This window comes from Citrobacter sp. Cb023, assembly GCF_030336805.1.
Lineage (GTDB): Bacteria > Pseudomonadota > Gammaproteobacteria > Enterobacterales > Enterobacteriaceae > Citrobacter > Citrobacter braakii.
Window position 1 is genome coordinate 46,672 of record NZ_JAOWCV010000037.1, and the last position, 14,072, is coordinate 60,743.

Below are 14,072 nucleotides of genomic sequence, written 5' to 3' on the forward strand. Positions count from 1 at the left end.
CCCCAACTTAATTGCAAGATACCGGGACGTTATTAACCGCGTTAGTGCCGCCGTAATCATCTACCCAGCTAAAACCGATATGGCTGACTTTTTGCTGTGACAACGCAAACGTGCGTTCGCCATGCGGATTAACCATGTCGGCATCGATGTTTTGGCCGTTAATATGTAATTGCGTCAGGGAGATATGTAATGGCGTCGCATTGACTGCCCGCAGAGTATGACCGTGGCACTGCCACTGTAATTTCTCAACGGCTTCAGGTAGCGTCATATTCAGCCCAACAGGGCGATAAAATAGTTTGATGCGAATACGCTGCGCCAGCTGTAAGGTATTTTCTTCATTCTCGATGGTGGGGATTTCCTGCACATTAATCCACACTACAGATTCAACATCCTCAGGAAAGCCGTTGCCCTGATAAATAGCTCGCAACACGGCTGATTTATGGCCGTCAAGTTTCAGGATCGGAGGCGTAATTAACATTGGCAGATTGGCTGGCGTCTCATCCGGATTACCATTATCCAGCCACGTCTGTACCATATATGGCTTGTCTGTATTATTATTGACGTCAAACATCGCCGCTTTATCGTTCTCATTATAAATAACGCGTGTTTGACCCAAATTAATTGCGCTGTGAGCGGTGCTAACCACACACAGCAACAGGTAAAAGAATATTTTATTCATCAGGTGCACTTTCCAGGTTCAGGGAAGAGTGCCATCCATAGCAATCAACGTCCGTTATTTATAAATGACGGTGTAATTCATATCCGCAGTGATCGTGCCAGCCGCAGGCAGCGTTGCGCCAATTTGCTGATATTTGGCGACCAGATCGATTTGTGCATCGCCATTTTGATCTGCTTTTAAGCTCACCTCATTACTACCGGAAGCGAAATCGAGGGCATGACCCGCTTGATCCACTTCGATGCCAACATCGGTGGCAGAAGCCGAGCCACGTTTCGCTTCCAGAAGTGCTGTGTTACTGCCAGGGGTTTTACCAGTAAAGACCACCACATAGCCGCTTCCTCCAGTTGACCCACTACAGCCGCTAAATTGCAACGTAAACGGAGTATCACCGGTGCTAGAGCCCGCGCCGCTAAATAGCTGGTTGGTAACTTGTGGCAATGCCACTGTTTTACCTGGCTGGTTTGCTGTGCTCACCACGCAGGTACTGGCAACAATTTCACCGGTGAAATGGACCGTCGCGGTGGCTTTAGAACCTGTTGCGGCAGTGGTAACGTAATTCGCTGCTGCGCCAGCATTAGCGGCAAACAAAGCGACCAGTACACTGCTGGTAAGTGCAGTTTTCATCATCATAACTCCGTTAAATTTATTATTTACCCAGAAAAGTACTTGTCAGAGGCACAGATTCAGCTGGAGTTCATCAACGTCAAAAAATGATGTAGGACTTCATTTGAAAGAAATGATTAACGTGCGTAAATTGCTCAACAAGTAATCCGGCGCGGATATTATTTATTTGCGAAAAATAAGTAAACAAAATTTTTTGGCATGATTGAATGGCTTTGGAAGGTGTTTTTATATATATCTTAACAAAAGTGTATACATTGTTATCAATAATTCGTTGGGGCGATTTACGCTGCTTTTAACAAAATTTTAATGCTGTCATTTATTCTCTTCTCTTTATTTTAAATCGATGTATTGGTAAGCGCTGAAAATTCTGATGTTAAAGGTGTGTTCATGCAGAATGTTGACATTAGTAATATGTAACACGCATTTTCTCAATGATTGGCTATAGTTTTAATTTAAGCCATGCTTGCCACTTCTACTCATCGGAGTTGCTACAATTATTTAAACTAAATTTTTTTTACTATTCGTTTTTTTTTGAATTTTGAGCGTGAAAATGAAAGCAATCGCATACTCCTCGTAAAGTACCTTATTTATAATAAGGTTGCTAATCATTGCTTTGTAAATGTGTTACTAAGTTATTTTTATGGTGGGTATTATAAATAGACTTATTGATTTCTTCTTGTCGCTCTCCAGGACTCTCATCACTGACCGTAGCGCAACGAGGTTTGGGCAAAGTATTGCTTTTTGTAAGGTTAACCCGTTGTCAGGCGCTCATCATGTGATTCTACCCGCTGGTAGCTTATGAATTGTGATCTGTCAATGACGTTTATGTTGCAATTAATCATGTTTTTTAAGGATGAAATTAAAAAATATTACCAATAAATAATCATCTAAATCATTGGGTTGCATTTGTATGGTGCGAAACCCATCACATTGTATTACATTGTTTTTTACATTTACTGACAGTGTGCCATTGCGTTTTTAAGACTTGTGATATAATTAGCAACATAAATGAGAAAAAAACAATTAAAGATCAATAAATAATGGGCTGAGATATGCTTAAAAAATCGCTAAAGATTAGCAGCCAGGGATATCCAGTCTTTTTAAAGCTGGTCGATTTCATTGTAATCAATGCGACGTTAATTTTTAGCGCCCATCTGTTAGGTCTGGCGCCATTTAACACCATTGCCATTCTGAGTATTCTCTTCTCAGTCTTTTTCTTACTGTTTGCTGAATACATTAAAATGTATCAACAAAAGATTAAGACGATCGGTTTACGTAATCAAAAACGGTTGGTTTTTTGTACGCTACTGGCGATTTTTCTGAACGAACTGGTCAGCATGACGGTGGCTGAACCCGAGTCTCTCGGCTACTTAGACAAACTGCCTTCCCCCTTTTATTCAGCGATTATTTACTGGTACTTCATCCCATTACCTTTTCTTTATTACATTCGCTATTTCATTTTTAAATATTCAACGAAAAAGAGTATGCGCGTGGCGATTATTGGTCTGACCGACAATGGCCTGGCGGCAGAAAACGCGTTAATGGATGAATACGCTAATATCACATTAGATCTGGCTTTTTATGATGAGCGCGCCTTATCCCGCTGTGGCGATATCGTCGATAAGGTTAAAAGCCCCTTTCGTGGGCCGGTGATCAATCTGGTTGAGGAAGCCCGGCAAGGAAATATAGACGAAATCTACATCGCTTTACCGATGGTAGCTTTACAACGCATTCGTCATTTTTTGGCGATGATGTCAGACACCACCGTAGATACGTATATTGTTCCTGACTTCCACACCTACAGTAACAACATGTCCAAGCTGCGCTCCATTCACAACCTGCAAACTATTGGCATTTTTAGTTCGCCGTTTGAAGGGGCGGGTTCGTTTATCAAGCGGGCGGAAGATTTGGTGCTTGGCAGCATCATTATGGTGATGATTTCTTCGCTGATGTTGGCCATTGCCATTGGAATCAAACTCACTTCCCGCGGGCCAGTCTTTTTCAAACAAGACCGGTATGGTCTTAGCGGGCAAAAAATTAAGGTCTGGAAGTTTCGCTCGATGCGCGTTATGGAGAACGCCGATACGGTTATTCAGGCCACTAAAAACGATCCGCGGGTAACCAAATTCGGTAGTTTCTTACGCCGCACCTCACTGGATGAACTACCGCAATTTATCAATGTATTGCAGGGAAGTATGTCGATTGTCGGTCCCAGACCTCATGCGGTTACGCATAATGAGCAGTACCGTAAACAGGTCGAAAATTACATGATCCGCCATAAAGTTAAGCCTGGGATCACCGGGCTTGCGCAGATCAACGGTTTCCGCGGGGAAATCGATGCGCTTTATAAGATGGAAAAAAGGGTTCAGTACGATATTGAGTACATTCAAAACTGGTCTTTATGGTTGGATATAAAAATTATTATTAAAACTATTTTTAAAGGATTTATCGGTAAGAATGCATACTAAATTACTCGTGATTACCGGAATCGTGATATCGCAGCCTGTATGGGCTGATTTAACACCGAAATCACACATTGGCTTTGCGGGGATCGACTTCCAGGGCAAGGTCGCTGTGGACTATGGTTATAATGATAACGTGTCTTATCAGCCACATAGCAGAGATGCTATCGGTTCCTCGTTTCAGAGCGCAGCGCCCGTTTTGAGTATGATCGGAGAGCGCGGTCAGGATAAGTATTTACTGATGTACTCCGGTGATTATCGTAACTACTCAAGCGATTCCGCTGATAACTATAACGATCATTTTTTCCGTTTTAACGGTGCCTGGCGCTATGGGCTCAAGCACGGCTTAACACTCAATCTGGAGGATACGCTTGGGCACGAATCCCGCGGTCGAGGGATCACTGAGGGGTTTCTACCGGGTCAATTCGAGCAGTATGGGATTAAATCTCCGCTGACGACGAATTTTATCAACAGTGAATTGCGCTATAGCTATGGCGCGCCGGATGGGCGCGGGAAAGCGGAACTGGCGTTGTTATACAAAAAACTGACGTTCGGCAATACGTCTGACGCCCAGGAGAGTAGTGAAGATTTCTACAATTACATTCAGGAACAGGAATGGCACGAAAATAGCCTGGTGGCAGAAATTTTTGACCAATACACATCCAGAACGCGTTTTCGCTATAGCTTTATTACTAACCAGCGTCACTATGATAACAACTCAGAAAAAGACACTAATGAGTATTATTTACTGTATGGCCTGAAGTCACAGTTGACGGGAAAAACCAATGTCGACATGAATATTTCATGGTTGTACAAGACATTTGAAAACAACGCAAACTCGCATGATTTTAATGGTCTAAACTGGGATATAAAAGGGGAGTGGAAGCCGTTACAACAGTCTGTTTTCACGGTGCACTCAGCGCAAAGCATTAAAGACCCATCGGAAGTTGGGGGATATATTTTAGTCACCCAGTATGGTCTTTCTTACCAGCACTTCTGGTTAGGCAACCGTTTTTCTACCTTGCTGGATTACTCATACACTTCAGAAGACTATAAAAAACAGAATAAAGATCGGCATGATAAAGATGGGGTATTTAGCGTAACCATGAGCTATGACTACACACCGTCGGTCAATTTTGAGATTAAATATCAAATAGATACGTTGAATTCGAATAAGGATACTGATTCGTTTTATATCGGTCCCAACGACAATCAGGAAGTCATCAGAACGTTGGGTTATGATAATTCTATGATTATGCTTAAAGCTAAGGTTCAGATCTAAAATGAAAATAATAGAACTGTGCGCGGTTTTGCTATTCAGTATCCTGATGGTCGGATGCACAACGTCCAGCCCGAGATTAATGGACGATCCTGCTACTGTTCAGCAGGATTACCGACTTGGGGCAGGGGATACTGTCAATATCGCTGTTCATGGTCAACCCGATATGACGATGCGGTTTATTTTGGATAAGAGTGGGGAGATTAATTTCCCGTTTGTTGGTGCTCTTATATTAAAAGATAAAACTGTTGAGCAGGTGACTAACGAATTAACTCAACGCCTGACTGGAGATTATTTTACAACACCGATGGTGACGGTGAGTATTGCCGAGTTCCGTAAATACTATGTTTCTGGCGAGGTGAAAAGTCCGAATGGATTCGCTTATGAGCCAGGACTTACCGTCGAGAAATCTATTGCGCAGGCGGGGGGATTTACAGATCGTGCTGACCGTCAAGATATCAACATTCGCCTGTCAGGTAGCAATCAGCTGCTTGAGAATGTTGATTTAACGCACTCTGTTCATCCTGGGGATGTCGTGATTATTGGCATGGGGTTCTTCTGACGATGAAACTATCAATAGTGGAAAACGGCAAAAAACGAGAAAGCACTGTTGAATTCTCCCGCTTTGCCAAAGCGCTGAAAAAGAACGCCTGGAAAATCGCGCTGGCCGGTATCGTTGCTGGGGTCGTGGCTTATCCGTTAATCAGCATGATGTCCTCAAAGTATGTATCAACGGCGACGGTGCTGATTAAGGCGCAGGCCGATAACGTTTCTCCGTTCCCACAGGTTGATGGTTTCGATTCAACGCGCAGTGGTTACTACGAAACGCAATATGCGTTGATGCATTCACGAATTGTGCTCGAGCAAGCCGTTCGCGATATGAGGCTGGATGAAAACCCGGCATTTACCGGGGAAAAAGCCGATGCTCAGGGCGCTGATAGCAGTGAAAGTCGGCAACTGAGAATGGAGCTGGCGCTGAAAACGTTGTCGAAAAACCTGAATGTCATCGGTATTCGGACAACGAACCTCGCCTCTATTACCTATGAATCGACTTCGCCCCAGGTTGCGGCTGATATCGCCAACGGCGTCGCGCAGGCTTTCATCAACTATACGCTGGAGCAAAAGCGTCAGAAAGTAGAGAAAGCCCGCGAACTGAATTATGAAAAAATGGAAGAGGTTCAGAAGTCGATAGCGAAGCAAAAAGAAGAGATGGAAAGCTATCTGAAAAATGCCGGGCTGTTGACCTTTCGCGGTATCGATGGTTTTGAAACCGAGCAGTTAAGTATCGTGACCAATCGTCTGGCCGACGCCACCCAACGTCGTGTTGCCGCTGAATCCGTTTATAACGAAGTGAATGGAGCTGGGAAGTCCGCCGAGAGCGTTATCTCGCTGCCTTCGGTCTCTAACCACGCTCAGATTCAGGATCTGCGCATTGCGCTGATTCAGGCGCAGCGTACGTTGTCTGAACTGCGCAAAGTTTATGGGCCAAAAAACCCCGCCATTTTAAAAGCAGAGGCCGATGTTCAGTCGATCCAAAGCCAAACCGGACGGGTGTTGGGTGAGCTGAAAGTCGGCTTACGTCAGCAATATCTGGCGGCGCTGGCGGATGAAAAGAACTATCAGCAACAGGTGGAACAGCAGAAAGAGATCTTCCAGAAAATGGCGTCAAAACGGGATGCCTGGAACGGCCAAAAACTGTCGTTAGATAAAATGGAAGACCTGTATAAATCGCTCTATCAGCGTACTCAGGAGTTGTCGCTGTCCGGCGTGAATGCCGATGCGGTGTTATACGATCCCGCAGTTCCTGCATTAAAACCGGCGAAGCCGAATAAATCACTGCTGTTGGTGATGGTGGTCATGCTGGTGGTTGTGTTCAGCATCATGTATTTCATTGTCAAAGCGGCGATGGATAACTCAATCGCTAGCCTGAGTCGCATGAAAAAGCGCCTCAACGTTACCCCGCTGGGCGAAATCCGTCGTTTTAGTGGAACCTCAGGGCGTGCGCAAGTGCGGGACATGATCCTGAAGAACCCGCTGAATGCCGATATTGTGCACGGTATCCGTACCCGGATTATGCTGGATAATCGTCCATTACAGACGCTCGCCGTGGCATCGACGGAACACGGTGATGGGCGTTCTTTGTTGGCGAATCTGTTAGCGAACTCCTTTAGTTTTGACCAGAAAACGCTGCTTATTGATGCAGATTTCTTTAATACGGGCGGGCTTTCTTCTGAACTGGCATCAGCCACATCCGCAGGCCTGGCTGAGCTGCTGCGCGGAGAGACTCAGCTGGAACAGGCGCGGATCACGCTCAGTGATAATCTCGACTTTATTGCGCACGGCAAGAGCACCATCTCTTCTTTACTGATGTTGTCGTCGGAGCACGTTGAACCCTTAATGCGCGAACTGAAATCGCATTATCAGCGCATCATTATTGATGTTGCTGCTGTGAATCAGAGTCAGGATGTTCAACTGATCAAACGTGCCGTCGATGGGGTTGTTTTCATTGTGAAAGCCGGGGTGGGGTCGGCGGTACACATCGCCAGCGCGCTGGATAAGATTGAGGAAAATAACGGCGTGGTGATTGGCGCGGTACTCAATGCGGTTGAAGAAAAAGATCTTGAAACCCAGGAGGGTCTGCGTTCACTTAACTTCAGTACCGATCAACTGATGACGACGCCAGGTCGGGTATGAGTCTACTGAAGAGCGCTTCCACGATAGCCGGTTCATCAGTCATCTCGCAGTTGATTGGTGCGCTGTCTATCTGGTTGATTTCACACAAGTACGATATGGCTGAGGTGGGGCTTTATGCGCTCAATTACAGCATCGCCGTGGTGGGCGCGCAGGTGTGTACCTTTGCATCGCAGCTTTTAATTCCAAAACAGCACGACGACGAACTGGTACAGAACGTCGTATTTTGCCTGATCCAAAGCACGATCATTGCCTTACCGTACGCCGTACTGACAGCGTGGCTGTTTCACCAGAACATCCTGTTCCTCTATTTGCTGACGCTGGCGACGGCGTGGGTTTTAATCTCGGAAAACCTGTCGCTGCGCACGGCCAATTTTCGTTTTCTGATTTTCCAGCGCATCTCTGTCTCTGTGGTGGTATTACTTTCGGTTCTGGTTACGCATCAGGTGCAACTGTTTTATTGGTCATGGGCCTGCGCGACGATGGTGCTGACCATAAGCTGTATTTTGCATTCGTTTGATATTCGTTCCGTGGCGGCCAGACATTTGCGACCTGCCAGTAACTGGCATTTTTTCAAACAAAATATCCATCACATTACCAAAGTCGGTAGTGCGGAAGTGCTGGCGATGGCCAGCAGTAATTTGCCGATTATGTTGATTAACTTTTGGTTCTCGGCGCTGACGGCAGGTTATTTTTCCGTGGTTAGCCGCTTTTGCCTGGCGCCGGTGGTGATCATTGGCAACGCAGTGCGCAATACTATTTTTTCCAAGTGGTCTATCGACTTCAGAAATAACACCTTTAATTATCAGGAATATACCAGGGTGCGGATGCTACTGTTGGTTCTGGGGGTTATCTGTACTCTCGGGGTGTTTATTTTCTATCCAATAGTGATGCGTCTGGGCTTTAGCGAAGACTGGATTAACTCCATTGAGACGTCGCGCTACATGTTACCCTATTTGTTCCCGGCGCTGGCGATAAGCCCTCTGACGGTGATTGAGCTTATTTTTGGTTCCCACCGCTATTTTCTGCGTATCCAACTGGAACAGCTGGCGATTGTGTTATTCGCATTTGTCGTCATTCCCTATTTTCATAAAGATTATGCCACGTCGGTTATCCTGTTTTCTTCACTGACATTTATTCGCTACGCCTTCATTTATCTGAAAATGAATAAGCGAGCCAATCTTCTGAAAGATAAGCCGGTGATACTATGATGCTGAATACCGGATACTATTTACAGGTTTTTAGCTTTATCACGCTGATCCTGTGTGGCCTGGTGCAATACTTTACCGGCATGCAGTCGGTGCTGTGGATCCCCTTTTTCCTGACCCTGTTGATGGTGGGATTATTGGTGATGCAGACGCGTGATGGCTCGCTGCAGCTGGATGCGCAGGAGACGATTGTCCTGGCGTTGTATTTTTCGTTCCTGATACTGGCCGGAACATCGACGCTGATTCAGGGCGGGATCACCGTCGCGATTGTGGCATTTAAAAATGAAATCGCATTGTCACTGGTGATGATCTGTTTGCTGCTGGGATTTTGCCGGGAGTCGCAGATTTACCGTGCAACGCGCTATCTGTACTGGGTGTTTTACGCGCAAATCCCGGTAATGATTTATCAGGTTTTACTGGTCGTTCCCCAACGCGTTGCGGTGCGTGGCGAAGATGAGAAATGGGACTCCGTGGTTGGCACGTTTGGCGGTGACCCCATGGGGGGCGGTAACACTGCTGCGATGGGCCTGTTTTGCCTGTTGATTATGTTGTTAAAAGTCTCTGAGTATAAGCACGGGTTGACCACGTTCAAGTCCATGGCGTTGCACATTGTTCTTGGGATCGGGCTATGTATTATTGGTGAAGTGAAGTTCGTCATTCTGCTGTCACCTCTGTTCCTCGCGTGGGTGTGGATCTCACCGAGCTACGTCAAAGACGTCAGTAAGGTTAATCTGAAAACGCTGTTGGTTATTGTGGCGGGCATGCTGCTGCTTATTAGCTTGTCGATAGTGATCCTCGCGTACTATTATTCTTCCGCGTTTGGCGGCGATCCGTCGAAAAGCTCGTTAAGCATTTTCATCGACTCCTTAAGCTATATTTTTGACCCGAACTACATCATGTCTACCGGGGAGTTAGGGCGCTTTACGACGTTCCTGTTCTGGTTGAAAAATAACGATCTGTGGGGGCTTTCAGGAACGTTATTTGGTTATGGGCTCAACGCCACAAACAGCGGGAGTACGGTGTCGCCGGGCTTTTTGAATATCATTTATAACTTAATTCTCGACTCGACTTCCCTGAGTATGCTGCTGTGGGAAGTCGGGGTGATCGGCACGTTACTTTTTATTAGCTTATTCATTTATATCCTGAAAGTTTGTCAGCCAAAGCCATTACTGACGCTTGAACAACTGGACCAGCAGGATCTTCAGTTGCTGAGCTTTGCACCGGCGTTTAACGCTTTTGCTATCAGTTGCTTAATTAGCTTACCTTACAGCCAGATACTGATGATTACACCGATGTTACAATTCCTGTTCTATTTATCACTAGGATCAAGTTTAGTGATTCGTCGAACCGTCCTTCGCTGTGTAGGGTAATTGTATGGACCAAAAACCGTTTATTTCAGTGAGTATTAAAACACTCAATGAATCTGAATGTATTGAGAAAACGATAGACAGTATCCGCAGACAGCTTGTTGATTATCCACATAAAATTATAGTGGCAGATAGCCTGTCAACGGATAACACCCAACAGCTTGCGATCGATAAAGGGGTGACCGTGGTCTCTTTAACTGACCCAGGCGATCGCTGCTGCGGCGTCGGGCATCAGTTAGGTTATCTGTATAGTGAAGGGGAATATCTGTTGCTGATGGACGGCGACATGGAGCTGGAAGCGGGCTTTGTGGATCAGGCTGTCGCTTTTTTGCAGGCTGAGCCGGAATATGCAGGTGTCGCGGGAACCGTTGAAATGGACGATGCCGTTAACTATGAATTTAAATCGCGTAAGCAGCGTATTAGTAAAATCTATCCGCTTGGAGATAGCGACCATTTAGGCGGTGGTGGGTTATATCGCCGCTCTGCGATTGAGAAAATTGGTTATCTCACCAACCGTAATTTGCACGCTTATGAAGAAGCTGAACTTGGCCTGCGTTTGCTCGATGCGGGTTATAAACTACGCCGTCTGAATATTCCGTATTTTATTCATACTTCGCATACCATGCCGACCTTTCAGATGCTGAAGCACCGCTGGAAAAGTGGATACTATCAGGCACCGGGCGAGCTTTTACGTTGTGCGTGGGGAAAACCTTATTTCGGCAAAGCGTTAAAAATGGTTAAGAACGAGGCGATTTTTTCTGTGTATCTGATTGCCTTGTTTATTGCGGCGGTGACCTTCAATCTCGAACTTTTCGATATTGCATTTCTACCCTTGCTTGCCTTTATTATCTTGAAAACCGTGCAGAATCGATCGTTATTGAATGGATTGCAGAGCGTAATGAACCTGGCCGTGCTTTCTGCGGGACTTGTTAAAGGGTTGACTAAACCAGTACGCGATCCGTTGACTCCGCCTGACAGTAAAATCATTCATGAATAACTAAGGCTGGCGCAATGAAAGTTTTATTAGTGAATAAGTTTTTTTTCATTAAAGGCGGCGCGGAAACCGTTTATTTTCAAGAGCGCGAGATGCTGAAACAGGCCGGAGTACAGGTTATTGATTTCTCGATGCAGCATGAGAACAATTTCCCTTCGGACTATGCGGATTATTTCGTCGGCAATGTGGACTACCACCAGGAGAGCAATCTGCTGGGCGGGCTCAAAACGGCGGTTAACTTTATTCATAATTCGCAGGCCTGCAAAAAGATGCTGGCGCTACTACAAAAAGAGCGTCCGGATATCGTCCACTTCCATAACATTTACCATCAGTTAACGCCGGCGTTGATTAAAGTGGCCCGCAATTTTGGCTGCAAAACGGTGTTGACCGCGCATGACTATAAAATCGTCTGTCCTGCCTATTCCATGCTGCGTGACGGTAAAGTGTGTGATTCCTGTATTACCGGGACGGTTTTCAATGCCTTCAGGTATCGTTGCCAGGAAGGCTCTGCTTCAAAAAGCCTCCTGCTCTCTTTAGAGGCGACCTGGCAATATATTGCGCAAAATTACCAGGCGCTGGATGTGATCGTTTCGCCGAGCGTCTTTTTACGCGGCGTATTGTTGCGTACGCTGCCGAATTCGCGCATTGATGTCATCGTCAATGGCGTTGATGACAGCCGTCCTCTGGGTGAGGTAAGTGATGCGGGCTATATGCTGTACTTCGGTCGCCTGAGCCGTGAAAAGGGCGTGGCAACGTTATTGGCGGCGCATGAGAAAATGCAGAACAAAGCGCCGCTGAAAATTGTAGGGCACGGTCCACTGCACGATGAATTAGTCGCCCAATACCCGGACGTTGAGTTTTTAGGTTATGTGCAACAAGGGGAAGCTCTCGATAACCTTATTAAGCATGCACGGGCAGTGATCCTTCCTTCAGAATGCTATGAAAACTGTTCTATGGCGATATTAGAGGCGATGTCCTTAGGCAAGCCGGTGATCGGATCGCGTATCGGCGGCATCCCGGAACAAATTCGTGATGGTATCGAAGGGATTTTATTCGAACCTGGCAATGTGCAAGAGTTAGCAAATGCGCTGGATGCACTGGCCGACTCGCCAGAGAAGGCGCGGGTCATGGGCTTACAGGGTCGTGCGCGATTGAGTGAAAAATATGCGCTGAGTAAACATATGGATACTCTACTGGCGCTCTATAAAGAACTGCTGAGCAGGCCATAGTATGAGTAAAAAAATAACGGTTTTTGGTACGCGTGGTATTCCCGATGTATTGGGCGGGGTGGAGACACACTGTCAGAATCTATATCCTGCCATTAAGCAGCAGTTGGACGTTGATATTTGCGTGATTGCACGCTCGCCGTATGTAAATTACAAACGATCGTTATATAAGAAAGTTGAAACCTACGCGCTGTGGGCACCCAAAAAGCGCTCGCTGGAAGCGATTGTCCATTCCGTTTTAGCGGCATTTAGGACAAGTATCGACCATTCAGATATTGTGCATGTCCATGCTATCGGGCCTGGGCTTGTGATCCCATTATTACGTATGTTAGGGAAAAAGGTGGTGTTCACCCACCATGGACCTGATTACGATCGTCAAAAATGGGGATTCGTTGCCAAAAAAATATTGCTGCTGGGTGAGCGTTGGGCAGTGAGATATGCCAACGAAGTGATTGTGATTTCTGAGGTTATTAATCAACTGATCCAGAAAAAACACGCTCGCTATGATGCGCATTTAATTCACAATGGCGTCAACGAGCCGCGGTCGTTATCTGCGCTGAGCATCGACAATACGCTCTCCCGCTTTGGGCTGCAGCCGAAAAACTACCTCGTGGTGGTTGGGCGATTTGTGGAAGAAAAAGGGATGCATGATGCCATCGCCGCCTATCAGCGCAGCGGTTTAACTATGCCGTTAGTGTTAATTGGCGATGCGGATCATCCGACCGAATACAGCATTCGCCTCAAAAAGCTTGCCGCGGACACCCCTGGCGTTGTGATGACGGGGTTCTTGCGTGGTGATGAGCTTCAGGCGGTGTTTTCGCAGGCACAGCTGTTTGTGATGCCTTCATACCATGAAGGATTGCCCATTGCGCTGCTGGAAGCGATGTCATTTTCTCTTCCTGCCGTCGTCAGTGATATTCCGGCTAACCTCGAAGTTCAACTGCCGTCCGAGGCCTATTTTAAGGTGGGGGATGTGACCAGCCTGGCCGAGAAATTAACCGAGTGGGCGGCAACCAATAGCGTGGACTATCGTGTATATTTGCAAAACTATAACTGGCATGAAATCGCCAAAAAGACGATTAACGTCTATCACTCAATTGATAAAGATATAGGTTAATTTTGACCAGTCCTCAAAATCGTCCTCCCGTCATCGAACGATTTTATGCTCACCTTGACGAGCCGATTGCGCAAGGGTTGACTCCTGAACAAAAAGAAGGGGTGGAAAAAGCGATCCTGGCCTCGACTCTGACTTCGCGGCATCAGATCGATATTCGCCGAAGCTTTCCCTTTTTCAGTAAACGCTATTATCTGGTTTTTTTGTTTGGCAGAGATTTGCGTCGGCAGCATCGTCAGGAATCGACCCTGTCGAGAATATTGCTCACTTTTTTGCTGCTGATAGCCGTGTTGTTCGTTACCTGCTGCGTATTGCTGACGCTGTATATGATCAAATCAGCATTAGGTATTGATGTGTTCCAAAATTTTCATGTGGGTATATGGGACTGGTGGTTAAGTCTGAAAAACCGCTAGCGTAAACAAACCTGT

General features: G+C 46.1%; 12 protein-coding genes. 10 read left to right on the forward strand and 2 right to left on the reverse strand.

What is annotated here, in order from left to right; translation table 11 throughout:
- Nucleotides 1-7 precede the first annotated feature (7 nt).
- Nucleotides 8-679 (reverse strand): fimbrial biogenesis chaperone, encoded by a 672-nt coding sequence (locus OGW44_RS13075; RefSeq protein WP_016157277.1) that lies wholly within the window; start codon nucleotides 677-679, stop codon nucleotides 8-10.
- Between the two features lie 54 nt (nucleotides 680-733).
- Nucleotides 734-1,306, reverse strand: a complete 573-nt coding sequence (locus OGW44_RS13080; protein WP_016157276.1) for a fimbrial protein — start codon at nucleotides 1,304-1,306, stop codon at nucleotides 734-736.
- Nucleotides 1,307-2,355: 1,049 nt separating this feature from the next.
- Here OGW44_RS13080 and OGW44_RS13085 point away from each other — a divergent pair.
- The 10 genes from OGW44_RS13085 to OGW44_RS13130 are packed head-to-tail and all read left to right on the forward strand — an operon-like array spanning nucleotide 2,356 to nucleotide 14,057.
- Nucleotides 2,356-3,771 (forward strand): undecaprenyl-phosphate glucose phosphotransferase, encoded by a 1,416-nt coding sequence (locus OGW44_RS13085; protein WP_016157275.1) that lies wholly within the window; start codon nucleotides 2,356-2,358, stop codon nucleotides 3,769-3,771.
- A complete protein-coding gene (locus OGW44_RS13090; protein WP_046274862.1) occupies nucleotides 3,761-5,047 on the forward strand; it encodes an outer membrane beta-barrel protein in 1,287 nt (428 codons plus the stop codon). The genes OGW44_RS13085 and OGW44_RS13090 overlap by 11 nt, the downstream gene beginning before the upstream one ends.
- Nucleotide 5,048: 1 nt before the next feature.
- On the forward strand, nucleotides 5,049-5,606 hold the full coding sequence (locus OGW44_RS13095) for a polysaccharide biosynthesis/export family protein (RefSeq protein ID WP_016154118.1): 558 nt from the start codon (nucleotides 5,049-5,051) through the stop codon (nucleotides 5,604-5,606).
- 2 nt (nucleotides 5,607-5,608) lie between these two features.
- The gene (locus OGW44_RS13100; protein ID WP_185654487.1) at nucleotides 5,609-7,738 is read left to right on the forward strand and encodes a GumC family protein; all 2,130 of its coding nucleotides are present in this window, start codon (nucleotides 5,609-5,611) and stop codon (nucleotides 7,736-7,738) included.
- Entirely contained in the window at nucleotides 7,735-8,946 is a 1,212-nt protein-coding gene (locus tag OGW44_RS13105) for a lipopolysaccharide biosynthesis protein (RefSeq protein WP_101701230.1), read from the forward strand. The genes OGW44_RS13100 and OGW44_RS13105 overlap by 4 nt, the downstream gene beginning before the upstream one ends.
- Nucleotides 8,943-10,313 carry a capsular biosynthesis protein gene (locus tag OGW44_RS13110; protein ID WP_185654488.1) on the forward strand — a complete coding sequence of 457 codons (1,371 nt, stop codon included), beginning with the start codon at nucleotides 8,943-8,945 and terminating at the stop codon, nucleotides 10,311-10,313. Before OGW44_RS13105 ends, OGW44_RS13110 begins: the two co-directional genes overlap by 4 nt.
- Before the next feature lie 4 nt (nucleotides 10,314-10,317).
- On the forward strand, nucleotides 10,318-11,307 hold the full coding sequence (locus tag OGW44_RS13115; protein ID WP_016157269.1) for a glycosyltransferase family 2 protein: 990 nt from the start codon (nucleotides 10,318-10,320) through the stop codon (nucleotides 11,305-11,307).
- Between the two features lie 14 nt (nucleotides 11,308-11,321).
- Entirely contained in the window at nucleotides 11,322-12,533 is a 1,212-nt protein-coding gene (locus OGW44_RS13120; protein ID WP_049043335.1) for a glycosyltransferase family 4 protein, read from the forward strand.
- A 1-nt stretch (nucleotide 12,534) separates the two neighbouring features.
- Nucleotides 12,535-13,647 carry a glycosyltransferase family 4 protein gene (locus OGW44_RS13125; protein WP_185654489.1) on the forward strand — a complete coding sequence of 371 codons (1,113 nt, stop codon included), beginning with the start codon at nucleotides 12,535-12,537 and terminating at the stop codon, nucleotides 13,645-13,647.
- 2 nt (nucleotides 13,648-13,649) lie between these two features.
- Nucleotides 13,650-14,057, forward strand: a complete 408-nt coding sequence (locus tag OGW44_RS13130) for a hypothetical protein (protein WP_016154111.1) — start codon at nucleotides 13,650-13,652, stop codon at nucleotides 14,055-14,057.
- The last annotated feature ends 15 nt before the right edge of the window (nucleotides 14,058-14,072 follow it).

What these genes read in the sequence shown, in the direction of transcription:
- OGW44_RS13095 (WP_016154118.1), top strand. Translation starts at nt 5,049, where the DNA reads ATGAAAATAATAGAACTGTGCGCGGTTTTGCTATTCAGTATCCTGATG.
- OGW44_RS13085 (WP_016157275.1), top strand. Translation starts at nt 2,356, where the DNA reads ATGCTTAAAAAATCGCTAAAGATTAGCAGCCAGGGATATCCAGTCTTT.
- OGW44_RS13110 (WP_185654488.1), top strand. Translation starts at nt 8,943, where the DNA reads ATGATGCTGAATACCGGATACTATTTACAGGTTTTTAGCTTTATCACG.
- OGW44_RS13080 (WP_016157276.1), bottom strand. Translation starts at nt 1,306, where the DNA reads ATGATGAAAACTGCACTTACCAGCAGTGTACTGGTCGCTTTGTTTGCC.
- OGW44_RS13090 (WP_046274862.1), top strand. Translation starts at nt 3,761, where the DNA reads ATGCATACTAAATTACTCGTGATTACCGGAATCGTGATATCGCAGCCT.
- OGW44_RS13100 (WP_185654487.1), top strand. Translation starts at nt 5,609, where the DNA reads ATGAAACTATCAATAGTGGAAAACGGCAAAAAACGAGAAAGCACTGTT.
- OGW44_RS13125 (WP_185654489.1), top strand. Translation starts at nt 12,535, where the DNA reads ATGAGTAAAAAAATAACGGTTTTTGGTACGCGTGGTATTCCCGATGTA.
- OGW44_RS13115 (WP_016157269.1), top strand. Translation starts at nt 10,318, where the DNA reads ATGGACCAAAAACCGTTTATTTCAGTGAGTATTAAAACACTCAATGAA.
- OGW44_RS13075 (WP_016157277.1), bottom strand. Translation starts at nt 679, where the DNA reads ATGAATAAAATATTCTTTTACCTGTTGCTGTGTGTGGTTAGCACCGCT.
- OGW44_RS13105 (WP_101701230.1), top strand. Translation starts at nt 7,735, where the DNA reads ATGAGTCTACTGAAGAGCGCTTCCACGATAGCCGGTTCATCAGTCATC.
- OGW44_RS13120 (WP_049043335.1), top strand. Translation starts at nt 11,322, where the DNA reads ATGAAAGTTTTATTAGTGAATAAGTTTTTTTTCATTAAAGGCGGCGCG.